Annotated in this window: 23 protein-coding genes, 3 tRNA genes and 1 pseudogene; 17 read left to right on the top strand and 10 right to left on the bottom strand. The window is 65.6% G+C overall.

All coding sequences use genetic code 11. The annotated features are described in order from the left end of the window. The first annotated feature begins 9 nt into the window (after positions 1-9). Positions 10-1,494, top strand: a complete 1,485-nt coding sequence (locus CXQ88_RS03970; RefSeq protein WP_104042867.1) for a CoA-acylating methylmalonate-semialdehyde dehydrogenase — start codon at positions 10-12, stop codon at positions 1,492-1,494. 18 nt (positions 1,495-1,512) lie between these two features. On the opposite strand, the gene CXQ88_RS03965 is transcribed toward CXQ88_RS03970, so the two are convergent. The 3 genes from CXQ88_RS03965 to CXQ88_RS03955 all read right to left on the bottom strand — a co-directional run bounded on the left by CXQ88_RS03965 (position 1,513) and on the right by CXQ88_RS03955 (position 4,157). Continuing rightward, entirely contained in the window at positions 1,513-2,010 is a 498-nt protein-coding gene (locus CXQ88_RS03965) for a hypothetical protein (RefSeq protein ID WP_104042866.1), read from the bottom strand. Positions 2,011-2,023: 13 nt separating this feature from the next. Then, positions 2,024-3,226 (bottom strand): winged helix DNA-binding domain-containing protein, encoded by a 1,203-nt coding sequence (locus tag CXQ88_RS03960; RefSeq protein WP_104042865.1) that lies wholly within the window; start codon positions 3,224-3,226, stop codon positions 2,024-2,026. 61 nt (positions 3,227-3,287) lie between these two features. After that, positions 3,288-4,157: an SGNH/GDSL hydrolase family protein gene (locus tag CXQ88_RS03955; RefSeq protein ID WP_104042864.1), complete on the bottom strand. Its 870-nt coding sequence runs from the start codon at positions 4,155-4,157 to the stop codon at positions 3,288-3,290. 77 nt (positions 4,158-4,234) lie between these two features. Between CXQ88_RS03955 and CXQ88_RS03950 the strand changes: the two genes are divergently transcribed. Next, on the top strand, positions 4,235-4,885 hold the full coding sequence (locus tag CXQ88_RS03950) for an alpha/beta hydrolase (protein ID WP_104042863.1): 651 nt from the start codon (positions 4,235-4,237) through the stop codon (positions 4,883-4,885). Between the two features lie 30 nt (positions 4,886-4,915). Here the strand turns inward: CXQ88_RS03950 and CXQ88_RS03945 are convergent, their stop codons facing one another. After that, a complete protein-coding gene (locus tag CXQ88_RS03945; protein ID WP_104042862.1) occupies positions 4,916-5,149 on the bottom strand; it encodes an RNA-binding S4 domain-containing protein in 234 nt (77 codons plus the stop codon). Positions 5,150-5,181: 32 nt separating this feature from the next. Between CXQ88_RS03945 and CXQ88_RS03940 the strand changes: the two genes are divergently transcribed. The 3 genes from CXQ88_RS03940 (at position 5,182) to CXQ88_RS03930 (ending at position 8,725) form a co-directional block, all read left to right on the top strand. Next, positions 5,182-6,174, top strand: a complete 993-nt coding sequence (locus CXQ88_RS03940; RefSeq protein ID WP_104042861.1) for a DMT family transporter — start codon at positions 5,182-5,184, stop codon at positions 6,172-6,174. Positions 6,175-6,308: 134 nt separating this feature from the next. Further along, positions 6,309-7,694, top strand: a complete 1,386-nt coding sequence (locus CXQ88_RS03935) for a glycine--tRNA ligase (RefSeq protein ID WP_104042860.1) — start codon at positions 6,309-6,311, stop codon at positions 7,692-7,694. Positions 7,695-7,696: 2 nt separating this feature from the next. Then, positions 7,697-8,725 carry a GNAT family N-acetyltransferase gene (locus CXQ88_RS03930; protein WP_104042859.1) on the top strand — a complete coding sequence of 343 codons (1,029 nt, stop codon included), beginning with the start codon at positions 7,697-7,699 and terminating at the stop codon, positions 8,723-8,725. 80 nt (positions 8,726-8,805) lie between these two features. On the opposite strand, the gene CXQ88_RS03925 is transcribed toward CXQ88_RS03930, so the two are convergent. Further along, on the bottom strand, positions 8,806-9,606 hold the full coding sequence (locus CXQ88_RS03925) for a DUF1295 domain-containing protein (RefSeq protein WP_104042858.1): 801 nt from the start codon (positions 9,604-9,606) through the stop codon (positions 8,806-8,808). Then, on the bottom strand, positions 9,603-10,361 hold the full coding sequence (locus CXQ88_RS03920; protein WP_104042857.1) for an alpha/beta hydrolase: 759 nt from the start codon (positions 10,359-10,361) through the stop codon (positions 9,603-9,605). The genes CXQ88_RS03925 and CXQ88_RS03920 overlap by 4 nt, the downstream gene beginning before the upstream one ends. 83 nt (positions 10,362-10,444) lie before the next feature. On the opposite strand from CXQ88_RS03920, the gene CXQ88_RS03915 reads away from it, so the two are divergent. From CXQ88_RS03915 to CXQ88_RS03890, 6 genes are all read left to right on the top strand, one after another. Further along, positions 10,445-11,914 (top strand): YibE/F family protein, encoded by a 1,470-nt coding sequence (locus CXQ88_RS03915; protein WP_258061678.1) that lies wholly within the window; start codon positions 10,445-10,447, stop codon positions 11,912-11,914. A 70-nt stretch (positions 11,915-11,984) separates the two neighbouring features. After that, positions 11,985-13,163, top strand: coding sequence for a tRNA dihydrouridine synthase DusB (gene dusB / locus CXQ88_RS03910; protein ID WP_104042855.1), 1,179 nt, complete (start codon positions 11,985-11,987; stop codon positions 13,161-13,163). Next, the gene (locus tag CXQ88_RS03905; RefSeq protein WP_104042854.1) at positions 13,156-14,445 is read left to right on the top strand and encodes a deoxyguanosinetriphosphate triphosphohydrolase; all 1,290 of its coding nucleotides are present in this window, start codon (positions 13,156-13,158) and stop codon (positions 14,443-14,445) included. Before dusB ends, CXQ88_RS03905 begins: the two co-directional genes overlap by 8 nt. A gap of 52 nt (positions 14,446-14,497) precedes the next feature. Then, positions 14,498-16,414: a DNA primase gene (gene dnaG, locus CXQ88_RS03900; RefSeq protein ID WP_104042853.1), complete on the top strand. Its 1,917-nt coding sequence runs from the start codon at positions 14,498-14,500 to the stop codon at positions 16,412-16,414. A 78-nt stretch (positions 16,415-16,492) separates the two neighbouring features. Then, positions 16,493-16,565 (top strand) — tRNA-Asn (locus CXQ88_RS03895). Positions 16,566-16,688: 123 nt separating this feature from the next. Further along, a tRNA-Asn gene (locus tag CXQ88_RS03890) sits at positions 16,689-16,764 on the top strand. A gap of 48 nt (positions 16,765-16,812) precedes the next feature. On the opposite strand, the gene CXQ88_RS03885 is transcribed toward CXQ88_RS03890, so the two are convergent. The 3 genes and pseudogenes from CXQ88_RS03885 to CXQ88_RS03875 all read right to left on the bottom strand — a co-directional run bounded on the left by CXQ88_RS03885 (position 16,813) and on the right by CXQ88_RS03875 (position 18,737). After that, positions 16,813-17,160, bottom strand: coding sequence for a hypothetical protein (locus CXQ88_RS03885; RefSeq protein ID WP_373637697.1), 348 nt, complete (start codon positions 17,158-17,160; stop codon positions 16,813-16,815). A 158-nt stretch (positions 17,161-17,318) separates the two neighbouring features. Continuing rightward, positions 17,319-17,509: pseudogene (locus tag CXQ88_RS03880) on the bottom strand (hypothetical protein). 4 nt (positions 17,510-17,513) lie between these two features. Continuing rightward, positions 17,514-18,737, bottom strand: a complete 1,224-nt coding sequence (locus tag CXQ88_RS03875; protein ID WP_181037403.1) for a multidrug effflux MFS transporter — start codon at positions 18,735-18,737, stop codon at positions 17,514-17,516. A gap of 179 nt (positions 18,738-18,916) precedes the next feature. Between CXQ88_RS03875 and CXQ88_RS03870 the strand changes: the two genes are divergently transcribed. From CXQ88_RS03870 to CXQ88_RS03845, 6 genes are all read left to right on the top strand, one after another. Beyond that, positions 18,917-19,771, top strand: coding sequence for a phage holin family protein (locus tag CXQ88_RS03870; RefSeq protein WP_104042851.1), 855 nt, complete (start codon positions 18,917-18,919; stop codon positions 19,769-19,771). 102 nt (positions 19,772-19,873) lie between these two features. Continuing rightward, positions 19,874-20,497 carry a CDP-alcohol phosphatidyltransferase family protein gene (locus CXQ88_RS03865; protein ID WP_104042850.1) on the top strand — a complete coding sequence of 208 codons (624 nt, stop codon included), beginning with the start codon at positions 19,874-19,876 and terminating at the stop codon, positions 20,495-20,497. Beyond that, positions 20,497-21,405, top strand: a complete 909-nt coding sequence (locus CXQ88_RS03860) for a DMT family transporter (protein WP_104042849.1) — start codon at positions 20,497-20,499, stop codon at positions 21,403-21,405. Before CXQ88_RS03865 ends, CXQ88_RS03860 begins: the two co-directional genes overlap by 1 nt. 97 nt (positions 21,406-21,502) lie before the next feature. Continuing rightward, a complete protein-coding gene (locus CXQ88_RS03855) occupies positions 21,503-22,699 on the top strand; it encodes a glycosyltransferase (RefSeq protein WP_104042848.1) in 1,197 nt (398 codons plus the stop codon). Positions 22,700-22,772: 73 nt separating this feature from the next. After that, positions 22,773-22,846 (top strand) — tRNA-Ile (locus CXQ88_RS03850). A 147-nt stretch (positions 22,847-22,993) separates the two neighbouring features. After that, complete coding sequence (locus tag CXQ88_RS03845) at positions 22,994-24,184, top strand: acyl-CoA dehydrogenase family protein (RefSeq protein WP_104042847.1); 1,191 nt, start codon at positions 22,994-22,996, stop codon at positions 24,182-24,184. Between the two features lie 36 nt (positions 24,185-24,220). Here the strand turns inward: CXQ88_RS03845 and CXQ88_RS03840 are convergent, their stop codons facing one another. Continuing rightward, positions 24,221-24,748: a murein hydrolase activator EnvC family protein gene (locus tag CXQ88_RS03840; protein WP_104042846.1), complete on the bottom strand. Its 528-nt coding sequence runs from the start codon at positions 24,746-24,748 to the stop codon at positions 24,221-24,223. Positions 24,749-25,014 lie beyond the last annotated feature (266 nt).

Here is a 25,014-nt window from a genome sequence, read left to right as displayed (position 1 = left end):
GAGACCTCCATGCAAACCATTCCGCACTTCATCAATGGCAGCCGCGTCACGGACGCTGAACGCTTCGGCCCCGTCTTCAACCCTGCCACCGGCGAACAGGAGAAGCAGGTGGCGCTGGCGTCGGCGGCCCGGGTAGAGGAAGCCATTGCCGCGGCCAAGGCAGCGCTGCCTGCCTGGCGGGCAACAAGCCTGGCCAAGCGGACCAACATCTTCTTCCGCGTCCGCGAAATCCTCACCCAGCGCAAGTCCGAACTGGCCGCCATCCTCACCAGCGAGCACGGCAAGGTACTTTCCGACGCCGAAGGGGAAATCTCCCGTGGCCTCGAGAACATCGAGTTCGCCACGGGGCTGTCCCACATGCTCAAGGGGGAGCGCTCCGAACAGGTCTCCAGCGGTGTGGACGTCCACTCCGTCCGGCAACCTGTGGGCGTGGTGGCCTGCATCACCCCGTTCAACTTTCCGGCCATGGTGCCGCTGTGGATGATCGGCAGTGCCCTGGCGTGCGGCAACACCGTGCTCCTGAAGCCCAGTGAAAAGGATCCGTCCTCGGCCGTCTTCATCGCGGAAGTCTTCGCGGAAGCAGGGCTGCCCGCCGGTGTGCTGAATGTAGTCCAGGGCGACAAGGAAGCAGTGGACGTACTGCTCGAACACCAGGACGTCAAAGCCGTCAGCTTCGTTGGCTCAACGCCCATCGCGCAGTCGATCTACAAGCGCGCAGCGGACCACGGCAAGCGGGTCCAGGCCCTGGGCGGCGCCAAAAACCACATGGTGGTCCTGCCGGACGCGGACCTGGACATGGCAGCCGACGCCGCCATTTCTGCTGCCTACGGTTCGGCGGGCGAGCGCTGCATGGCGGTCAGTGTGCTCGTTGCCGTCGGCAACATCGCGGACGATCTCGTGGCGGCCATCCAGAGCCGGATGGCTACCCTGACGATCGGACCAGGCACGGATCCGGCGTCGCAAATGGGCCCGCTGATCACCGCCGAACACCGCGACAAGGTGGCCTCCTATGTGGCCGGCGCCGAGAACGAAGGCGCCACGGTGGTTGTCGACGGCCGCTCGCAGCAGTTCGATTCAAACGGGTTCTTCATTGGAGTCAGCCTGGTGGACCACGTCAAGCCGGGCATGAAGGTGTACGACGACGAAATCTTCGGCCCAGTCCTGTCCGTGGTCCGCGTGGACACCTACAGTGATGCAGTCCGCCTGGTCAACGACAACGAGTTCGGCAACGGGGTTGCCATCTTCACCCGCGACGGCGGCGCCGCCCGTCAGTTCGAGTTCGACGTCGAGGCGGGCATGGTGGGCGTCAACGTGCCCATCCCGGTGCCGGTAGGTACCTTCTCCTTCGGCGGCTGGAAGAACTCCCTGTTCGGTGACACGCACATGTACGGACCGGACAGCATCCGGTTCTACACCAGGGGAAAAGTGGTCACCACGCGGTGGCCGGACCCGGCAACGTCGGTCATCGATCTGGGCTTCCCGCAGGTGGACTGACGGGTGGGTTGACCCAGGCTAGCCGTTCATGATCTCGCCGCGGCGGGTCATGTACTCCTCAACGGACAGTTCGCCGTTGCTGTACTTCTCATCCAGTTCGGCAAGCTTGCGGGCGCGGTAGCCCTGCGGGGCCGACGGCGGCGGGGGAGTCGCAGGTGCCGCAGGCTGCTGCGGGGCTTCTTCGCGGTAGCCCTGTTGTTGCCCATCCTGCGGCTGCCCGTACGGCGGGAACTGCTGGTCCACCGGCGGAACGGGGTGGATGGGCGGCAGGGGCTGCGGCCGGTCCAGCTCGCGGAATCCGCCGCTGAAGTAATCCTGCTGGGTGAAGCCGTCCCGCGGCTGCTTGTTCTGCGGGGCGGCTGATCCCGGGAACTGCCCTCCGCCGGGGAACTGCTCCGGGTAGCGCCCGGAAAAGGTCTGCTCGTGGTTCCTTCGCGCGACAGACTTCCGGTACATCCGCATGGCCATCGGGATCAGGAATGACAAAATGATGATCCAGAAAAACAAGTTGCTCACGGTGCCGTGCCTCTCATGTGTGTCCTTCCAGCTTAACCCCGGACTGCACCCGGACGGCCGGGAGTCCGGTGTATGCGCCGTACCGGTCCATTGCATCCTGCACTGCGGCGGCCAGCGATGAACCGGGGCGGTCAGCGGAATGCGTCAACCGGATGTCCAGTTCGCACCGCCCGGGAAGCAGCGTATGCCGCCAGGACCCAGCCATCCGCCCGTCCAGCAGCACCACGTGCATTGGCAAACCTTCAAAGGGAAAAGCGGGAGCGCCGCCGCCCATATAGTGCCGTGTGGCCGAATAACCCATGACATATTCGTCGTAGCACTGAATCAGGTCTATCCGTGGTCCGGCTTCCGAAGGAATGGTGCCGCCGGGCCGGGGCCCGGCTTCAGTCCTGCCGGCATCAGCTCTGCCGGCTTCCGCACTGTAATAGAGCACGACGCCGTCAACCACCGTTTCGGCGAGCGCGTCGGGGTGTGCCTCCAGAGTGAGTTGCAGGCCCTTGCGGACGTCCGTCATGGTCATCCCCGACCAGTCGGCGCAGTCCTTAACCGTTGCGGGGCCGCGGCCGGTGAAATAGCGGCGGGTCAGTTCGGCCAGTGCTTCAGCCCGGGTGGGGGCCGTATTCGGGCCGGCAGGAACGCGTTCGTCGAAAAGGGCATACGTCTGCTTCAGCGCGCCACCCGGGCTCCGCACCGGCGTCCCGCTCACCAGGACGCCGCTGATTTCGGCGTGCATGATCAGGTACGCAAGCTCCAGGCCTTTCGCCGCGAACCCGGCGTCCCGCAGTCTTGCCGCAAGACCTTCCCGGGTCAGGTGGTTCCCGTCAGCAACGGCCTGGGCCAGCACATCCGCGCTCCGGGCAGCAGCACCCGCGTCGATGCCGGTGCTCCGGTAGGTGAAGGCGTTGGCCTGTTCGAGGCGTGGCGCGGAGAGCGCACGGAGCCAGCGGAGGTCTTCGCGGTGGACGAAATGCCAGGTGGGCCGGAGGATATGGGTACGCAGGATCCGGCCATCGGCTACCGCCGTCTCGATGTCCGCTGCCGTTACAGGAGGATCAACACCGGCTGCTACGCGCTGCGCCAGGCTCCACCTGGCGTAGGGAAATTCCTGTGCCTGCACCGCCAGCAGGGTGCGAAGGGCAACCTCCGGCGAGGCGGCCCCGGGTTCCCGGAGCAGCTGGGACTGAAGCCGCAGCCGTACCACCGCCTCTGGTTCCATGCCCGTCACCTGAGCTGGTCAGCTGCCCGCACAAGGTGCCCTGTTCCGAAAACTCCCGGCGTCAGCGCCGGGCAGCCTCGGTGGTTCCCAACGGACCCTCGCCGGATCCCAACGGAACACCCGGACCAAAGACGGGACCCGGCGTCGGACGCTTCGCAGTGATTCCGTCGCCGGAGGACTGATGGCGCAGCCTGCGCAGCACCCAGGGCACGAAGTACTCGCGTGCCCATACCATGTCGCCTGAGCGCGCCTCGCGCCAGGTACGTGAAGGCACCGGCTTGGGCTGCAGCGGCTCCAGCGTATGGTCCACATTCAGCGAGTCCAGCACCATCGCCGCGATGGTGTGGTGGCCCAACGGAGAGAAATGCAGCCGGTCCTGGTCCCACATCTGCGGATCGCTGAGCTGGCGCAGGGACCACATGTCGGCAATGACGGCGTCGTGCCCGGCAGCTACGGTACGCAGGTTCTCGTTATAGATGGCCACCTTGCTGCGGATCCTGCCCAGCACCGACGAGCCAGTGTCCGGGCCGTTAAAGAGCACCACCGTGGCTCCGCCCATGGCCAGGATCTGCACCACCGAGTCGAGTTTCTCCGCCAGGACGTCGGGGTCGCCGCCCGGGCGCAGCAGGTCATTGCCGCCCGCCGAGAGGGTGACAAGGTCCGGCTTCAGCGCCAAGCAGGGGGCGAGTTGCCGGTCCACAATCTGCTGGAGCAGCCGCCCACGCACTGCAAGGTTGGCATATGCGAAGTCGGGCTGCGTACGGCCCAGCTCCTCCGCCACCCGGTCTGCCCAGCCGCGATAACCGCCGGGGCTGGAGGGCTCGGGGTCGCCGATGCCCTCTGTGAAGGAATCGCCCATTGCCACGTAGCGGGTCCAGGGGTGGGATCCGGCGTGGGCAGTGGGGGTCCGAATGGCACTCGTGTCAGTCACGGTCCTATCCTGCCTTCCGCTTCGCTGGCTACGCCAACGTAGGTTGTTACCTAGGGGTAACTGTAAGAATGGAAACCATGACTGAAGCCGAAGTATTTCCTGCCCCTGTTGTTTTGTGGTCCCATCCGGAGGACCAGCGCGACGGCAAGCCGCTGCTGGTACTGCTGCACGGCTACGGCGCCAACGAACAGGACCTGCTCAGTCTTGCTGACCTGCTGCCGGGGGACTTCGCCGTCGCCTCCGTCCGGGCGCCCATCGCCATGGGTCCGGGCTTCACCTGGTTCCCGCTCACGGCGTCCATCGACTACTCCCTGGAGCGGGTCAAGGAAGCCTCGTCCTACGTGCTCGACTGGATCGACGCCATCAGGGTGGGGCACCCCTCGGTGTCCCTGCTTGGCTTCTCCATGGGGATGGCCATGGCCACCACGCTCCTGCGGCAGCGGCCCACTGACTTTGCGGCCGTCGTCGGGCTCTCAGGCTTTGTGGTGGACGCGGGCGACGATCCCAGCTTCAGGGACTCCGAACTGGACGGCACGATTCCCATGTTCTGGGGCCGGGACCAGCAGGACCCGGTGATCACCCCGGACAAGATCGACTACACCATGGGCTGGGTCCGCCAGCACGTCAAGCTCACCAAAGTGCTCTACACGGGCATGTGGCACGGGATCAACCAGCAGGAGATTGGCCACGTGGGCGAATTCCTTACCCACGAGGTCCTCAAGAAGTAGGCGGACGACGGCGGGCCCCGGCCCGCGAGGTCAGCCCGCCTTCGGTGCCACGACCCGGACGGTCTGCCCGTTGACGGTGACAGTGTCCCCGTTGTGCAGCTGGCGGCCGCGGCGGTCGTCGATCTCGCCGTTGACCTTGACGAGCCCGTTCTTGATGAGCTCCGCCGCCTCAACACCGTCCTCCACCAGGCTCGCGAGCTTGAGGAGCTGGCCGAGGCGGATCATGCTGTCGCGGATGGGGATGTCTTCAACGGGGTTGCTCATGAAGCAATAATGCCTGACGTAAGGTGGATTCAGTGACCTCCACCTCCCGCCTGCCGTTGCTCGCAGGCCTTCCATTGGCGGTGGGCGCAGGCCTGGCCATTCCCCTGCAGGGCCGTATCAACGGCGCCCTGGGTGCGCGGTTGAACGACGGCATCGCCGCTTCTGTGGTGAGTTTCAGCACAGGGCTCGTGGTGATGATCCTGATCTCACTGCTCCTGCCCCGCGGCCGGGCCGGGCTGGCACAGATCCTGCCCGCCGTCCGCAGCAGGGCGTTTCCGCGCGTCTATGTCCTCGCCGGAGGCATCGGGGCGCTGTTTGTTTTTGCCCAGTCCTTTACCGTGGGCATCCTGGGCGTGGCCCTTTTCACCGTTGCCACGGTAACCGGCCAAACCGTCAGCGGGCTGCTCGTGGACCGGCTGGGCATCGGGCCTGCAGGCCGGAAACCCGTCACCGCGATCCGGGTCATCGGCTGCCTGCTGACCATCGCCGCCGTGGCCTGGGCAGTTTCGCCCCGGTTCACCGGGTCCTCCGGGGGAGGGTCCGACGGCGGACCCGCAACTTTGCTGCTTCCGCTCCTTCTCCCCGTCGTCGCAGGGTTCCTGATGAGCTTCCAGCAGGCCATGAACGGAACAGCCACAGTCCATTACGGGACGCCGATCGCAGCCACCCTGGTGAATTTCGTGGCCGGTTCGATGGTTCTCTGGACGGCGTACGCCATCAAGGTGGTAATTGCCGGGCCCGGCAATTCCCTGCCGGGGGAGTGGTGGTATTACGTCGGCGGTCCCATGGGGTGCGTGTTCATCGGCCTGGGCGCGCTGCTGGTCCGCAGCCTGGGCGTACTGGTCACAGGTTTGGGCATGATCGCCGGCCAGTTGCTCGGCTCGCTGGCGCTCGACGTGATCCTGCCCTCGCCCGGAACCGTGGTTGCGCCGGCCACGGTGCTCGGCACCATGCTTACGCTGGCCGCCATCATCCTGGCTACCCTGCCCTGGCCGCGGGGCGCGCTCCGCAGTGGGCACCGGTAGGCTAGGACACGCAGCTTTTTGCATCTTTCCTTCATCCGCCCCCGCGGCAGCCTGCGGTCACGTACCGCCGGCTTTCCCGGGGCCTGAAAACCGCGGACCGCACCCAGCGGCCCTGTAGAAATTGGAGTTTCCCCATGGCAGCAAAATCCGTTCTCGACCAGGTCATTTCCCTCTCCAAGCGGAGGGGTTTTGTGTTCCAGGCCGGTGAGATCTACGGAGGTTCGCGTTCTGCCTGGGACTACGGGCCCCTCGGCGCCGAACTGAAGGAAAACATCAAGCGCCAGTGGTGGCAGTCCATGGTCCGCGGCCGCGAGGACGTGGTGGGCCTGGACTCCTCCGTCATCCTGCCCCGCCAGGTATGGGAAGCTTCCGGCCACGTGGAGGTCTTCTCCGATCCGCTGGTGGAATGCCTTTCCTGCCACAAGCGCTACCGTGCGGACCACCTCGAGGAAGAGTACGAGGAAAAGAAGGGCCGCCCCGCCGAGAACGGCCTGAAGGACATCGCCTGCGCCAACTGCGGCACCCGCGGCGAATGGACCGAACCCCAGGAATTCTCCGGCCTGCTCAAGACCTTCCTCGGCCCGGTGGCCAGCGAGGAAGGCATGCACTACCTGCGCCCGGAAACGGCCCAGGGCATCTTCGTGAACTTCAACAACGTGCTCACCACCTCCCGCAAAAAGCCGCCGTTCGGCATCGGCCAGATCGGCAAGTCCTTCCGGAACGAGATCACCCCGGGCAACTTCATCTTCCGCACCCGCGAGTTCGAGCAGATGGAAATGGAGTTCTTTGTTGAGCCCGGTACCGATGAGGAATGGCACCAGTACTGGATGAAGGAGCGCATGTCCTGGTACACCGGCCTGGGCATCCGCGAGGAAAACCTGCGTTTCTTCGAGCACCCGCTGGAGAAGCTGAGCCACTACTCCAAGGGCACCACGGACATCGAGTACCGCTTCGGTTTCCAGGGCTCGGAGTGGGGCGAGCTCGAAGGCATCGCCAACCGGACCGACTTTGACCTCTCCACGCACGCCAAGGCCTCCGGCACGGACCTGAGCTACTTCAACCAGGCCACCAACGAGCGCTACACCCCCTACGTCATCGAGCCGGCCGCCGGCCTCACCCGTTCCTTTATGGCGTTCCTGGTGGACGCCTACACCGAGGACGAGGCGCCCAACGCCAAGGGCGGCGTGGACGTCCGCACCGTCCTGAAGCTTGACCCGCGCCTGGCCCCGGTCAAGGCCGCCGTGCTGCCGCTGAGCCGCAACGAGGACCTGTCCCCGAAGGCCAAGGACCTCGGCGCCCAGCTGCGCAAGAACTGGAACATCGACTTCGACGACGCCGGCGCCATCGGCCGCCGCTACCGCCGCCAGGACGAGATCGGTACCCCGTTCTGCATCACCGTGGACTTCGACACCCTTGAGGACCAGGCCGTGACCATTCGTGAGCGGGACACCATGAGCCAGGAGCGCGTCTCCCTGGACAAGGTGGAGGGCTACCTGGCCGCACGCCTGATCGGGGCTTAGCAGTGGCCATCGAATACCGCGAGTGGCGCGAGGGTGATGACCTGGCCCTCCTCGAGATCTGGGGCGGCCCGGAAACCCACCAGGCCCGGCAGTTCCGCGGTGCCTTGGCGCCTTCCTCCGACGGCGCCGGCTCGCCGTGGCGGCGGTGCATCGTGGCCGAGGACGTGGTGGACGGCGTCGGTATCCCGGTCGCCGCGGGCGTTGTCTACGAGGCCTCCTTGCACCCTGAGCGGCTCTGGACCTACATCGAGGTGGCACGGGATCACCGGCGCTCGGGCGTCGGTGCGACGCTCCTGACCATGCTGCGCCGCGAAGCCGAACAGTCGCCGTCGGGCGTGTCCAGGCTCCGCGCCAAGGTGGAGCCGGGCACCCCCGGCGCCGCCTTTGCGGAGGCCTTCGGCCTTTCGCCCATCCAGCGTTCCCGGCTGGTGGTGGTGGAACCGGGTGCCCTGCGGCTTCCCGTATTCCCGGCGAAGGACGACGGCGGCGGGCCGGCCAACGACGAAAACGCGGGCTCCGACGTCGTGATGGACCTGGCCACCGGCTCCGTGGAACTCACCGACGTGGTGGGGCGCTACTACACCGCCATCCACGGATGGGATTCACCGGGCGTGCTGTCTATGGGCCAGGTGCAGAAGCTGTTCCTGGACGACCTCACCGGTGCGCACGGCGCGATTGTGCTGCGTGCCCAGCCTGAGTCGGCCTTCGGTTCGGGAGTGGCGCCGACCAGGAAGGGCAGGATCCGCGCCTTTGCCGTAAGTTATGCAGCGCCGGCGCAGGGGCCGGACCAGGATCCGGTCCATGACGGGCAGGACGCGCCCACGGACGTTTTCGTTGGCCACGAACCTGCGCTTGCCGCCGATGACGCCGCGGAAGCCGTCCGGGACATGCTCGCGCTGATTGCGTACCAACACCCGGTGATGCTGGAGCTGGACGATTCCATGACAGCCCTGCGCGCCGCCGTCGAGCCCCTGCTCGAAAACGGCAAGGCGCGCCTCTCCGGTCCGGAAACCCTGGTCGTCTCGGACTAAGCAGTCTCCACCCAACTGACTCGCAGTTAACGTTCCCAAAAAGCGATTTCAGGACGTTAACTGCGAGTCACTTGGGTGCGTCAGCTGCGCTTGGGCGGCCGGGGGATAAAGCCGCTGGTGGCTTCGACGTACTCGCGGTAGCCCGGGCGCCCGGACATCGCCTTTTCCGTGAGCGGCTTGCCCGTCTTCGCCGCCAGGGTCCACACCATCAACGCCGGCGAGAGCACAGTCAGGATTCCGGGCCACGAATCGGCGGCGATGAGGAACAAACCAGTCCACACGGCGGCATCACCAAAGTAGTTGGGGTGCCGGGTGTAGCGCCACAGACCGGTGTCCAGGACAGTCCCGCGCCGGCCCGGGTCCCGCTTGAACCGCTGCAGCTGCCAGTCGCCCACCGTCTCAAAAAAGAACCCCGTGAGCCAGAGCAGGACACCCGGAAGCGCAAGCCAGTCGAGGCCGCCGGTGGCGAACATGCCGACCTGGACGGGCAGGGAAACAAAGAACATCACCATGCCCTGTGGCAGGTAGACCCGCCGGAGCGCATATACATCCCTGTTGCCGGGCGCACTGCTGAGCATGGCCTGGTACCGGGGGTCCTCATGGCCGTCGCGGGCGCGCCAGCCGATGTGGGCGCCCAGCCGCAGGCCCCACACCGCGGTCAGCAGGAGGAGCAGCACGCGCCTGGCATCGTCACCAACTCCGGCCGAAAGGTACCACGACACCAGTGCGACAGCCACAAAGCCCGGGCCCCAGGCCACATCCATCACCGAGTGCCGCCCCTGGCGGACTGCCACGGCGAAAGTGGTGCCCAGGAGCACGACGACGGCGAGCGCGGTCCAGGGCAGGGCGGTGGCAAAGTCCGCCCAGGGGAAGGGGGTCACAGGGTCACCTGGACCGCCGATGCCGGCAGGAGTTGGTCAAACCCCCTGGGCAGGGAGACGTCCGCCCCGGTTGATTCGCGGAAGGCCTTCAGGACGTACCCGGTGGAGAGCGTGTGCCATAGCCGGATCTTGCGGAACATAAAGTGCCCGACGCCTTTCAGTGCGACGTACTGCATGGACTCAGCATCTGCGGCGGCGCGGCGGGCGAACGCGAGCGACGCCGATGGGCTGGTCCACTTATCGAGGGTGCCGTGGACAATAAGCACCTTCCGGCCGGCCACTGCCGAGACAGGAGTCCCCGGGCTGAGCCAGGGCGCCAGGGCCACAACAGCTTCCACCTGTGCGTGGTCCGCAGCGCAGACCGCGGTCAACCCGCCCATCGAGTGCCCCACCAGGAAAACCGGCACGCCCGGGTGCTGGCTGCTGATCTGTTCGAGGGCCCAGCGCGCATCCTGCAGCGGCGACATGTCAGCCCCGTTCCAGCCACGCACGCTGTTGCGCAGGGACCACACCGCAAGTCCGTTCTTCCTGCCCGCCCGGTGCAGGTGCCGAGCGAAGGGGATCATCCTTGCGGGGCTCAGGTGGGTGGACTCCACCGGCTCGCGGCTGTGCGATTTTCCTCCGTGCAGCACCAGGGCAACCCCCAGGGTGGGCCCGGACGATGGAAGCACGCTGAGCACGGCCTGGCGGGCGGTTTCAGCCGTTGTTCCCGCGGCATCAAAACTGCCGCTTTCCTCAGTGCTGCGGTGGGCCATCCCGGTTCCTCCCAGTTCTGACGATCCATTTATCAACCCTATGGTGCCGGACGTAGAGTTCAACGTATGAGGTTCTACTGCTGATGGGGTCCGGCCACTCCCACGCTTCTACAGGTCATTCGGAGCCGACGCCGCAGGCGATGGCCGCCCGCCGGAAGGCAAACCGCATCCTCGCGGCGGTGCTGATTCCCCTGACGCTCCTGACCCTGGCCGGCATGGCCATGCTTTGGCCTTCCGGGAGCAAGGAAGGGATCTCGCTGGCGAACCCCTACTCCGCGGCCCCGGGCGTCACGTTCGACACTGGCAGCATCCAAAGCGTGGTCACCGAAAACTGCATGCAGGGCGTAGCCCAGCAGGGTCAAAGGCAGCCTGGCTCCGGCGAACAAAACCAAAACCAGCAGGGCCAAAGCCAGCAGGGATCAGACTGCACGTTCGCCTTCACGGAACCGGACAAGGGCGGAAGCCCGGTCAAGGTGGTTATCAACCCGGACGTCGCGAAGTCGCATGGGGTCAAACCCGGCGACCAGATCCGCTACCTTAACCTGTCCAACGCCCAGGGCGCCTCAGCTTCCCAGGGATCGCCCGCCTTTATCTTTGTGGACTTCGTTCGGACCCTGCCTATAGTCCTGCTCGCACTGCTTTATTCCGCGGTGGTCATCGCGGTGGCCCGCTGGCGCGGCCTCCGCGCACTGATCGGACTGGTTGGCGCCTACTTTGTGCTGGCCAGCTTTATGCTTCCCGGCCTGGTGGAAGGCAAACCGCCGCTGCTGCTGGCCCTGGTGGGATCAACGGTGATTATGATCGGGGTCCTTTACTTCGCCCACGGCTTCTCGGCCCGGACCTCAACCGCCCTTCTGGGCACCATGTTCGGGCTGGGCATCACGGCGCTCCTGGCAGCGTGGGCCACCGGTGCCGCGAACCTCGCCGGTGTGGGCAACCACGAGGCGACCACCCTGGTGAACACCTCGGCCAATATCTCCATCTCGGGGGTGATCCTGTGCGGGCTCATCATCTCGGGGCTCGGTGTCCTGAACGATGTGACCATCACACAGTCCTCCGCCGTGTGGGAGCTGTACGAACTGGCACCCGGCAGCAGCGCGCGGAAACTGTTCACCTCCGCCATGCGCATCGGGCGCGACCACATCGCCTCCACCGTGTACACCATCGCTTTCGCCTACGCCGGCGCCGCCCTGCCGATCCTCATCATTGTGATGCTTTACGACCGACCGCTGGCGGACACACTCACCAGCGCGGAGCTGTCGGAAGAGGTCATCCGGACCCTGGTCGGTTCCATCGGCCTGGTCCTGGCGATCCCGGTCACCACCCTGATTGCCGTGCTGGTGGTGAAGGCGACCGGTTCAGGAGCCGCGGAGCTACCGGGCTCCGGCGGCCGTGGAACGGAAATGGACCACGCCGAAGCCACGGCCACTCGAGGCTCAGCCCACCCGACAACGCAACCAATCGTCAACCCGGACGATCTCACCGATACGGGCACGCTCGCGGCCGCGGCCCTCCAGACCCGGCGGGGGCGCAGGGCGGCGGAGCGGGACTGACGGCGGCGGCTGCCGGGGGAGTGAGTTCTGCTGGAACTCCCGATTTGCCCGGCTTTGCAACAATGGAAAGGTGACTGTTACAGCAACTCCTCCCGCCCCCAAGCTGGAACTCCCGCCACTGAAGCTTGGCCCCATCACCGTGGACACCCCGGTGATCCTGGCGCCCATGGCCGGGATCACCAACTCCGCTTTTCGTCGTTTGTGCCGCGAATACGGCGGCGGCATGTACGTGGCGGAAATGGTCACCTCCCGCGCCCTGGTGGAAAGGACGCCTGAATCCCTCCGCATCATTTCCCACGACGACGACGAAAAGGTCCGGTCCGTCCAGCTGTACGGTGTTGACCCGGTGACAGTGGGCCGCGCCGTGCAGATGCTTGTGGAGGAAGACCGGGCGGACCACATTGACCTGAACTTCGGCTGCCCCGTGCCCAAGGTCACCCGCCGCGGCGGCGGCTCGGCCCTGCCCTGGAAGATCGACCTCTTCACTTCGATCGTCCAGACAGCCGTCAAGGAAGCCTCGAAGGGCAACGTCCCGCTCACCATCAAGATGCGCAAGGGCATCGACGACGACCACCTGACGTACCTCGACGCCGGCCGGATCGCCCGCGATTCCGGCGTTGCCGCCGTCGCCCTCCACGGCAGGACAGCCGCCCAGTTCTACTCCGGACAGGCTGACTGGTCCGCGATCGCCCGCCTTCGCGAGGCGCTGCCCGACATCCCGGTGCTGGGCAACGGCGACATCTGGTCCGCAGAAGACGCTGTGCGGATGGTCCGCGAAACAGGTGTTGATGGCGTGGTGGTGGGCCGCGGCTGCCAGGGCCGGCCCTGGCTGTTCGGGGACCTGCAGGCAGCCTTCGAAGGCAGCGACACCCGCTTCCGGCCCAACCTGCGGCAGGTGGCCGAGGGTGTGTACCGGCACGCGGAACTCATGGTGGAAACCTTTGGCGACGAGGGCAAGGCGCTCCGCGAGATCCGCAAGCACATCGCCTGGTACTTCAAGGGCTACGTGGTGGGCGGGGAACTGCGCACCAGGCTGGCACTGGTGACCAGCCTGCAGGTGCTTCGGGACACCCTCGCGGAGCTGGACCTGGACTCGCCCTATCCGGGCGGCGACGCCGAAGGCCCGCGCGGGCGGGCAGGCTCACCGAAGAGGCCTGCGCTGCCGAAGGACTGGCTGGAATCGCGGGCACTCAACGCCGACCAGTCACGGGAGATCTCCGCTGCGGAACTGGACGTTTCCGGTGGCTGAGACACGGACCGCTGCACCGGTGCTGCCGGGCTACGACAGCCACGATTCCGCCCGCTGGGTGGAGGAACCGAGCAAGAACGTTTACCGTTCGGACTTTGAGCGTGACCGCGCCAGGGTGCTCCATTCCTCCGCGCTCCGCAGGCTGGGGGCCAAGACCCAGGTGGTTGCGCCGGACACGGACGACTTTGTCCGGACCCGGCTCACCCACAGCCTGGAAGTGGCCCAGGTGGGCCGCGAACTGGGCCGCGCCCTGGGCTGCGACCCGGACGTGGTGGACACAGCCTGCCTCAGCCACGACCTGGGCCACCCGCCGTTCGGCCACAACGGGGAATCTGCGCTGAACGAGGTGGCTCACGCCATTGGCGGCTTCGAAGGGAACGCGCAGACCCTCCGGCTGCTGACGCGCCTGGAGCCCAAGGTGCTGACGCCAGATAACCAGCCGGCCGGGCTGAACCTCACCAGGGCCAGCCTGGACGCCGCAGCGAAGTACCCCTGGTCTGCGTTGGAAGCCCCGGTGATCCACGGGCAGCGGACCAGCAAGTTCGGCGCCTATGAGGACGATCTCCCCATCTTCAATTGGATCCGCGAGGGTGCCCCGGAGCGCCGGTCCTGCCTGGAGGCCCAGGTCATGGACCTTGCCGACGACATTTCCTACTCCGTGCACGACGTCGAGGACGCGATCGTGGCCGGACACTTCCAGCTCCGCTGGATGGACAATCCGGACCACCGCGCCCGGGTGGTGGGCTACGCCAAGCAGTGGTACCTGCCTCACAACGATCCCGCCGCGATCGACGCCGCGCTGGCGCGGCTGGAGGCCACGGACGTGTGGGTTCGCGAGGCGGACGGAAGTCGCAAGTCCATGGCAGCCCTGAAGAACATGACCAGCCAGCTGATCGGCCGGTTCTGCCAGAGCGCACTGGAGACCACCCGCGCGGTCTACGGCCCCGAGAACCTGACGCGCTACAGCGCCCAGCTCATGGTGCCGGACGAGACCGTGATGGAGATCGCCGTTATGAAGGGCCTGGCCACCACCTTTGTGATGACCACGGAACACCGCCAGCCCATCTACGAGCGCCAGCGCGAGGTACTTCACGCCCTGGTCACGGCGCTGAGCGCCACCGGCGACCGGCACCTCGAGCCGATGTTCGCTGCCGACTGGCGGGACGCGCCCGACGACGGTGCACGCCTTCGCGTCGTGATTGACCAGGTGGCGTCACTCACCGACGGCTCGGCGCTGGCCATGTACGAACGCCTTGTGGGGAGCCTTCCGTCGCTGTGGTGAGGAACGCCATAAGGCGACAGTCGCCGTCGTACCCCGGGGCTAGGATTGCACTGTGGCTGGGCTGATCAAACGTGAAGATATCGACGAAGTACGCCAGCGCACGGACATCAAGGAAGTGGTTGACGGCTACGTCACGCTCAAGGGCGCCGGGCTGGGGACCTTCAAGGGCCTGTGCCCCTTCCACGACGAGCGCTCGCCGTCCTTCACCGTCCGTCCCCAGGTAGGCCGTTACCACTGCTTCGGCTGCGGCGAGGACGGCGACGTCATTGCGTTTGTCCAGAAGCAGGACCACAGCTCCTTCCAGGAGGCCGTCGAGAAGCTGGCTTCCAGGATCGGCTATGAACTCCGGTACGAGGACGGCGGGACCGGCCCCAGCCGTGAGGAAGTGGGCCGCAGGCAGCGGCTGCTGGACGCCCACAAAATTGCCGACGAATTCTTCCAGGCCCAGCTGCTGACGCCCGGTGCCGCGGAGGGGCGAACGTTCCTGCACGGCCGCGGGTTCGACCGTGCCGCCGCCGAACAGTTCGGCGTCGGGTACGCCCCGCAGGGCTGGGATGCACTGCTCAAGCACCTCCGCGGCCGGAATTTTACCGACGCGGAGCTGAAGCTTACGGGCATGTTCTCGGAAGGAAACCGGGGCATCTACGACCGTTTCCGCGGGCGCCTCATCTGGCCCATCCGGGACATTGCGGGGGACACCATCGGCTTCGGCGCCCGCAAGCTCTACGAGGACGACCAAGGCCCCAAGTACCTGAACACCCCAGAGACCACCCTGTACAAAAAATCCCAGGTGCTGTACGGGATCGATCTCGCCAAGCGCAACATCGCCAAGGACCGGCAGCTGGTGGTGGTGGAGGGCTACACGGACGTGATGGCATGCCACCTGGCAGGGGTCCCGACGGCGGTGGCCACTTGCGGCACCGCGTTCGGCACCGAGCACATCAAGGTCGCCCGCAGGCTGCTTTCTGACGACGGTACCGGGGGAGAGGTCATCTTCACCTTCGATGGCGACGCCGCCGGCCAGAAAGCGGCGCTGCGCGCCTTTGAAGAGGACCAGCGTTTCACCGCCCAGACGTTTGTGGCCGTGGAGCCCACGGGAGCGGATCCGTGCGACCTTCGCCAAAGCAGAGGCGACGAGGCAGTACACGCGCTGGTGCAGTCGCGACGGCCGCTGTTCGAATTCGCCATCCGCACCACGCTGAAGCAGTTCAACCTGGACACCGTGGAAGGGCGTGTGCAGGGTCTGAAGGCCTCCGTTCCGGTGGTTGCCGCCATCCGCGACGCGTCCACCCGCACGGGCTACTGCCAGGCGCTCACGGGTTGGTTGGGCATGCCGGACCCCAACGAAGTGCTGCGTATGGTGACCGCTGCCGTTAAGCGCGGAGACCAGGGCGGGCCTCCCTCCGCCGATCCCCGGACTCCCGCAGGCGCCGCCCAACCCGGCGGACCCGGCGTCGCTGCCGGGCCGTCGTCGGGCGCTGTCCCGTCCTTCCACCGCCCGGATCCGCGTGATCCGGTGGCTTCCATGGAGCGGCAGGCCCTGGAGGTGGCACTGCAGGAGCCCGCGCTGCTGGCCGGCGGGGTGTGGGAGCGCTTCTCCGCTGCCAGGTTCGCCACACCTGCCTTCCAGGCAGTCCATGACGCCATGCGCGCCACGGACCCGGACCTTACTGCTGACCCGGTGCGCTGGGTGGAGCACGTGATGAACGAAGTCCCCGAACCGCTGCGGCCCCTGGTGTCCGAACTGGCCGTGGTGCCATTGCCCGCCAGTACGGAGGAAGCAGTGCAGAAGTACTGCCGGGACATCCTCTCGCGGCTTTTCGAGCTCCAGATCACCCGGGTCAAGGCGGACAAGATGGGCCAGCTCCAACGGCTGGACCCGGCGGCCGATCCGGGAACCTATCAGCGGCTCAACCGCGAGCTGATGATGCTGGAAATGGAACGCCGCGCCCTGCGCTCGGATGCCTGACCCGTTCCCCGGCACCGCACCGGCAGGGCCCGATTTCGTTTCCCGGCCAGACCTTTGCTAGGCTAATACCCGCTTCATTCCTCCTTAGCTCAATTGGCAGAGCATTCGACTGTTAATCGAAGGGTTGCTGGTTCAAGTCCAGCAGGAGGAGCGCACAATCCCCGTTCCGGCCTCCGGAACGGGGATTTTTTGTGCCCTTGAAGCGCAATGAGGCCCGCAAGACCGCCGATTTCACTTTGGTGTGAATCCTTTGCTAATGTCATACCTGCTTCATTCCTCCTTAGCTCAATTGGCAGAGCATTCGACTGTTAATCGAAGGGTTGCTGGTTCAAGTCCAGCAGGAGGAGCCAAATGGAAATTCCCTGTTCCTCCCTTGGAGGGACGGGGATTTTTCTTTCCTAGACGAAGTCCATTTCCACTTGGAGAAACCGCTCTGCCTCGACAATGGCGGCCAGGAACGCCTCGTGTTCCGTGGGCGACTTCCGCGGCTGGCGCGGGTTCCACTCGTGGGGCGCGGAATGGACGCGCACAAAGCCGGTTTCCGGTGGCGCGTAGAAGATGCCGAAGCGCTGCACGGGCCATTCGGGTGAGGTTTCCGGGGCTACCAGCAGTGCTGCCATGAAGGCGGGGTTGTACCACTGGGCGATCGGCCGACGGCGGTCCTCGGTGAACAAGCCCGCGGCGTAGAGGGCGGCGGACTGCTCGCCGCTCTGGGCACACAACCGGTCCCACCACAGTGGCAGCATCCCGGCATCGCACCGTTGCCACGTGGCCGGAAGCGGCGGTTGATTCTGCCGGCGGGGCACGGACACATTTTATCCCGGGACGGGCGTTCAGCGGCAGACGTGGAGGCTGCGGCGCAGCCGGGCCTGCGGGAGCGCCGCGGGGGGCCGTGCGGGAATGATCAGGGCCGGTTCCAGGGCCCGGGGTTGACCCGGTACAGCAAAGCGGATCCCGCGATCATGCCCAGGACAATCCCCATGGCGGGGTTGCCCAGGGCGCGGCCGGCGAAGTAGCCTGCGACGGCGCCCAGCACCGCCCCGAGGAAGAGTCCCGGCGGTTCCGGTGCGGCTTTCGCTTCTCAGGAGGCTTCATAACGTCAGTGAATCGACGGGACGGTGCGTGGCCGGACCACCAGCCAGAGGGCCGCGATGGCCAGCAGGATGCAGGCTCCCTGGACGGCGCCCATGGGAGCGGCGCTGCTGATGCCCAGCCAGCCCACCACCGGGGAGATGAGCCCTGCCATCATGAAGGTCGCGAAACCCAGCAGCGAGGCTGCGGTGCCGGCCTGGGCAGCATGGCTGGCCAGGGCGAGCACCTGCACGCAGGGGAACATAAAACCCGTGCCCATAATGTAGAACCACAACGGGACCAGCACGCCCCAGAGGCCGAACCCCAGCTGGTCGAACACCACGATCAGCATGGCCATCACGAACATCCAGGCCGTGGCGGCGGCAATGATCCACTGTGGCGGCACGCGGCGGATGAGGCGCGAACTTGTCTGGATTCCGGCGACGATGCCCAAGGAATTGATGCCGAAGAGCAGCCCGTACTCCTGCGCGGAAAAGCCGAAAACGTCCTGGAACAGGAAGGGGGAGGCCGAAAGGTAGGTGAACAGCCCGCCAAAGTTCAGGCCGGCCACCAGCAGCAGCCCAACGAAGACCCTGTCACTGAAGAGGACCCGGTAGCGCTGGCGGGCCGTCATGCCGCTTTGCCGGCGTTTTTCCGGAGGCAGCGTCTCGCGTACCAGGAACAGGGCGGCAACGATGACCAAAGTGCCGTAGGCGGCAAGGAAAACGAAAATCCCCGGCCACGGCATCACCAAGAGCAGCTGGGAGCCGATCACGGGCGCCAGGATCGGTGCCAGCCCGCTGACCAGGGACATCCGGGAAAACATCTTGACCAATGCGTAGCCGGAAAACAGGTCTCGAACCATGGCCATCGCCACGACGCCGCCGCCGGCAGCACCCACACCCATCAGGACGCGGAAAATCCCGAGGCTGGTGATGTCGGTGGACAGGGCGGCGCCCAGCGACGCTGCGATGTGAACTGCCGTGGCAAGGATCAGCGGGGTCCGGCGGCCGAACCTGTCGCTGAAGGGGCCCACCACCAGCTGGCCAATAGCAAAGCCCACGGTAGTCCCCGCGAGGGTCAGCTGGACCTGGGCCTCGGTCACGCCGAGGCTTTCCTCCAACGCGGGGAAGGCGGGAAGGTAAAGGTCGATCGTGAACGGACCCAACGCCGTCAGGGCGCCGAGGAGGAGGATGTACAGGAGTTTCCGGCGGCGGCTCAACAGATCGCCCGGATTGCTGGGTATGGTCACGGAGATTAATCCTAGGCCCGGGGCGGAAGGAATTCTGCAGCGTTGTAGGCCGCGCCGTCCGGCAAGCCCCGGGGTCCGTCATTCAGCTGAATGATAGTTTTGGTGCCGGGGACTGTGCAGTTGCACTTTCCCGCAGCACATGGAAGCCGAATCGGCCATGAAACAGTAAGGCGGAACCGATGAGCGGACGTCACAGCGGGCGGACCAGCCCGGGATTGCGCATCGCTGCGCTGCCCAGGACGCTTAAACTCCTTTTCCGGTTGGCGCCCCGCCAGCTGAATGACGAAGTTGCTTTCGCGAAGATCGAGCTCAAGCGCAAGGGCATCCAGGTCGGAGTTGCCGCGGCCTTCCTCGCAGTGGCCCTCGTCTTCCTCCTTTTCCTTTTGGTCGGCCTGATTGTTGCCGCCATCATGGGCCTCGCCACGATCATGCCGGCGTGGTTGGCTGCCCTGCTGGTCTCCGCGGCCTTCCTGCTGATAGCACTCATCGGTGGCTTAATCGGAATGCGTAAATTCAAGAAGGCGATGCCCCTGCTGCCGGAGGAAACCATCCGCGGCATCAAGCACGATATCGGCATCGCGAAGGAGGGCTCCGCCTTCAACCCCGCGGTCCTCGATCCGCGGAGCCCCGAGGAGAAAGCGGCCAAGGCAGCCAAAGCGGAGGCCGACGCCACGGCAAAGGCCGAGAAGGAAGCAAAGGCGGCGGAGCACAACAAGGAGTTCCCGGACGCCTCCGAGCCGGAACTTGTCCGCCGCCTGAACCAGCGCCGCCACCACCTCACCGAAGTCCGCGACGACCTCGGCGAAGAGCTCGACGTCAAAACCCAGGCACAGTTCCTGATGGCTGCGGCGCAGGGCAAACTCCGCCACGGCCAGGCTCTCGCCGGGCGGGGCAAGGACCTTGCCGGGCACCGGCTTGCAGCTCTCTCAGAGTCCGCAGGCAGCCTGGGCAACCGGTGGAAACCATTGGCTGCCTTCGCCGCAGCCGGCACCTTGTTCGTCGTCCTGGTCCGCAAGCTCCTTCGGACCTACTAGACCCGGCTTTCCATGGAGCTGCCGTCGGGCGGAGCGCCGCAGGGCCGCAGGCACAAATCGTTAGGCCACGCCCGGAGGGCAGCAGGAAGGAAAGGGGTCGGGATGAAGTTCATCGGTGCCGGTTCCCGTCCCGGACGCCCCCAAGTGGACCACGACCGTGTATTCACCATCCCCAACCTGCTGACTGTGGTCCGGTTCATGGGCGTGCCGCTCTTCGTCTGGCTGGTCCTGGCCCAAAAAGAGTATGGCGCCGCTGTGGTTGTCCTGGCAGTGATGGGCTGCACCGACTGGATTGACGGCTACGTGGCGCGCCGCTTCGACCAGGCCTCCAAGCTCGGCCGCGTCCTGGATCCCATTGCCGACCGGCTGGCGCTGATCGCCGTCGCCGTCACGCTGGTGATCGCCGGCGTTGTGCACTGGCTGTATCTGGCCGCGCTGGTGATCCCCGACGCCATACTGCTGGTCCTGACGCTGTCCTTCTTCGGCGGCCACCCGGACCTTCCCGTCAGCGCGGTGGGCAAGGTGCGCACCGGCCTGCTGCTCCTGGGCACGCCGCTGCTGGTCCTGTCCCGGCTGGACACCGCGTTTTCAGGGGAGCTGCTGGTCGCCGCGTGGATCGTCCTGGGCCTTGGCCTCATCGGCCACTGGATCGCCGCCTACAACTACTTCTGGGCCATCCTCCGCAAAGGCAGAATGCAGCAGGACCACGACGGCGGGGCCTCCTGATGGTGTGGATGGCGGTTGTGCTTGCGGTGCTTGGCGCCTTCTGCCTGGCCTTGGGCGCCCAGCGCCAGGGGAGCGCGGTCAAAGCCGATACCGGAGGCTTGGCACTGAGCTCCAACGGATTCCTCCGCCTCCTCCGGAACCCGCGCTGGGTCTTCGGCCTCCTGCTCCTTTGCGCCGGAATGGCCCTGAACGCAGTGGCTTTGGTCTCAGCCCCGCTTACGGTCGTGCAGCCCATCGGGGCCATTGCGCTGGTAATTACCACCATCGTCAATGCCAAAGACCAGGATCTCACCATCAACCGCGCCACCATCGTGGCCATCTCCGCCTGCGTCGCAGGCTCAGCGCTCTTTGTTCTCCTCGCCGTCAACGTGACGCAGGAAAACCACCATGTGAGTCTCGAGGCCGAACTTACCATTGTCCTGCTGCTTGCCCTCGCCGTCGGGCTCTTCGGCACTCTTGCCGTGATGTTGAAGCACCGGCTGAACGCGTTCGTCTATATCCTCGGCGCCGGCGTCCTCTTCGGGTTTGTGGCTGTGCTGACCAGGATCATCGGCAAACATCTGCTTGATCCCAATGGACTGTTTATGCTGAACGTGCAGTGGTATTCGGTGGTGGCCATCATCGCCGCGGGCGGCCTGGGATCCTGGTTCGTCCAGAGCGCCTATTCCTCGGGCCCGCCGGACCTGGTGATCGCGGGCCTCACAGTTATCGACCCCATCGTCGGCATCGCCATCGGGATCGTCATCCTTGGTGAACTCCGCCCCGATGTCCACGCCGTGATGGCCATTGCCATGGGAACCGCTGCATCGCTTGCTATCGTGGGGGTAATCGCCCTTTCAAGGCACCATCCCGAGGTCACCAAGCGCAAAAAAGACGCTCGGAAGGCCGCGGGCAGGCCGTCCCACTAGTCCGTCAAGCAACTACACGAGGCCCCGGCGCCATGCCGGCGGCCAACCGTGCTGCCAGTACCAGCTGTCCGCACCGTGACCATCAGGAGCCCTCCACGTGACCACGCCCGCAGACCAGCAACCCCTGACCGTCCTGATCGCCGCGGATACCTACCCGCCCCACATCAACGGGGCCGCCCAGTTCGGCTACCGGCTGGCCAAGGGAATGACCGGCCGGGGCCACAACGTGCACGTGCTGGCCTGCCGGGCGGACAACGGCAAGAGCTTCACCGAGTTCCGGTCAGAAGCCACCGTGCACCGCCTCCGCTCGCACGGTGTCCCCACCCATGAGTACTTCCGGATCTGCCTTCCCTGGGAAATCAAAAAGGAGATCAGCCTCCTTTTTGACCGCGTCAAACCCGATGTAGTGCACATCCAGAGCCACTACATGATCGGTGAGCACGTCCTGTACGAGGCCCACAGGCGGGGCATCCGGATCGTCGCCACCAACCACTTCATGCCGGAAAACCTCAACCCGTTCCTGCCGTTTCCGCAGTGGTTCAAGAACATCATCGGGAAAATCTCATGGAAGGACATGGGCAAGGTCATGGGGATGGCTGACGTGGTCACCACGCCAACCCCGCTGGCTGCAAAGGCCATGCACCAGCACGCTTTCCTGCGCAAGGTCCTCCCGCTCTCCAACGGCATCGACTCGGCTGCCTACGAACTCCAGCCGGGCGAGCACATCGAACCGCACGCCCACCCCACCGTGATGTTTGCCGGCCGCCTCGCCGAGGAAAAGCATGTGGATGTACTGATTGAAGCCATCAGCAAGACACCACCCGAGCTGAACGTTCACCTGGAAATCGTGGGTGGCGGCGAAGTCCGTTCCTCCCTCGAAAACCTTGTCCAGCGGCTCGGGCTGGGGGACAGGGTGAGGTTCCTGGGCCTGGCCAGCGACGAGGACCTCCGGACGACCTACATCAAGGCCGATCTTTTCTGCATGCCGGGTACTGCGGAGCTGCAGTCACTGGTGACCCTGGAGGCGATGTCCGCTTCGACGCCGGTGGTGCTGGCGGATGCCATGGCCTTGCCGCACCTGGTGCGCGACGGCGAAAACGGGTACCTGTTCACGCCGAACGACAGCGATGACCTCGCCAAGAAGATCACCATGATCCTTGAACTGCCGGCAGACCAGCGAGCCGCCATGGGCCAGGTCAGCCGGCAGATGGTGGAACCCCACAGCATCGAAGGCACCCTGCAGACCTTTGAGGACCTGTACCGGGGCGCGCGCTTCGAGGACAAAGTGGTCTGAACGCTTTCCGGGGTTTGCTAGAGTAATTTTGCCCTGCAGGCACATCCCTTTTGGGACGCCGGCAAGGGCATCTGGGGCTATAGCTCAGCTGGTTAGAGCGCGGGACTCATAATCCTAAGGTCCTCGGTTCAAGTCCGAGTAGCCCTACCCACGAACGCGGAAACCGCGGCCGGCACCTCTGCCGGCCGCGGTTTTCTTTCTTAAGCGTCACACCTGCGGTATGTTACTGAGCAGTAACTTACCGTGCTCCTTTCCCGAGAGCTCCGGTCACCGCCGATCATTTGCGAGGTAAACATGTCCACTCCTGCTGCCGACCTCACCAACCTGCCCTATGCCGACGGTAACTTCTACTCCTTCGAGCAGCTGCTGAGCGGAAAGGAACAGGACCGGCTGGCGGAGATCAGGCATTTCCTGACTCGCGAGGTGCGGCCCATCGCTGTTGACTTCTGGAACCGCGGCGAATTCCCCATGGACTTGCTTCCGAAGCTGGCGGACGTCGACCTGGTCAGCCCGGTCCGGCGGCAGGGCTATTCCAACCTGTTTGCCGGCCTGATGCACGCAGAGGTGACGCGCGCTGACGCGTCCATCTCCACGTTTATGGGCGTCCACGACGGACTCTTCACCGGTTCCATCGAGGCGCTGGCCTCCCAGGAGCAAAAGGACGCCTGGTTGCCTGATATTTATGCGCTGAGGAAGATCGGGGCATTCGGCCTGACGGAACCCCTGGGCGGATCGGACGTAGCGGGTGGGACACGGACCACTGCGCGCCGCGAAGGTGGATCGTGGATCCTGAACGGGGCCAAGCGCTGGATTGGGAACGCCACCTTCTCTGACTGGGTGGTCATCTATGCGCGGGACCTTGAGGACAACCAGGTCAAGGGCTTCCTGGTGGACACCGCGCTGGAGGGGTTCAGTGCGGAGAAGATCGAGAACAAGATTGCGCTCCGGACTGTCCAGAACGCCGACATCACGCTGGACAATGTAGTGGTTCCGGACTTCTACAAGCTCGCCCACGCCAATAGCTTCCGCGACGTCAACAAGGTCCTGAAAGTCACGCGCCTCGGTGTTGCCTGGCAGGCCGTGGGCCAGCAGTTGGCCGCGTTCGACGTGGCCCGACGCTACGCCGTGGAGCGCCACCAGTTCGGCCGGCCGCTAGCCTCCTTCCAGCTGGTCCAAAGCCAACTGGTCCAGATCCTGGGCAACACCGTCAGCTCCATGGGCATGATGGTGAGACTGGCACAGTTGGAGGATGCCGGCGTGGCCAGGGACGAACAGTCCGCCCTGGCCAAGGCGTTCACCACGGCAAGGATGCGTGAAAGCGTTGCGATCGGCCGGAACATCCTGGGCGGCAACGGCATCGTGGCCGACTTTGAAATGGCCAAGATCTTTGCAGACGCCGAGGCCATCTACTCCTACGAGGGGACGCACGAAATCAACACCCTCGTCACCGGCCGCGCCATCACCGGTATCTCCGCGATCGTCTGACCGGTTGCGGTCCGTGCCCGCCGTTCACGCCGGGTACTACGGCGGTGCTCCCAGGGGCAGCAGGATGGATGGCCGCAGGTCCATCACAAACTGCAGCGGATTCACATACTCCTCGCCGCGCCGGACGCCCCAATGAACGCAGGAAGCGGCCGGGCAATGGCCCGGGAGAAGAGTGCCAATTACTTGGCCGTTGCCCACTGCGCTGCCGGCTGCCAGGCTGCTTTCCACAGGCTCAAAGCTGCTGCGCAGGCCGTTGCCGTGGTCGATGGTGATCACGGGCCGGTCCACCACAACCCCCACGAAGCTGACGGTTCCGGGCGCCGGGGAGGTGACCTGGGCGCCGACGGACGCTGTTCCTAGGTCCACGCCCCGATGGCCGCTAAGCCACGGCTTGGGCGGTGGATCGAAGTCCCGAAGAACCGGCGGGCGCGGCGATACCGGCCATTGCCAGGAGGGCGCCGCCTCCGCGCTGGCGGGCGCCGGACCGAAGGCCAGCGTCTCCCCGGCGGGGGCAAGGGAAGCGGGCAGCAGGAGCAGGGCTGCGAGCAGTACCGGAGGTTTCATATGCCCAGCCTGAACCGTTTACAAAGGAGCCGGCAGGGGCGGGCCGGCCTATGTGGATAAGGCCGTGGAGCGGCGTCGTTCCTGTCTTCCGGGTGCGGGTGCCTGTAGTACACTTGATGGAGCAGTTTGCTGCGCCCTCAACGCTGTCCGTCCGGCGGCTATCCCAATGGTTTTTCCAACGGTATACGCCCCTGTCCGGGTTCGCGTCGGCACGTCTCATTCAGGAGTGTGGGGGAGCGGCAGCTGACTACGCGCATCCAGCCCTC

The sequence above is a fragment of the Arthrobacter sp. ZGTC412 genome (genome assembly GCF_002929215.1).
In the GTDB taxonomy this organism is placed as follows: Bacteria; Actinomycetota; Actinomycetes; order Actinomycetales; family Micrococcaceae; genus Arthrobacter.
The sequence above is the reverse complement of the archived record's forward strand: the minus strand, read 5'-3'. Positions and strand labels throughout refer to the sequence as shown.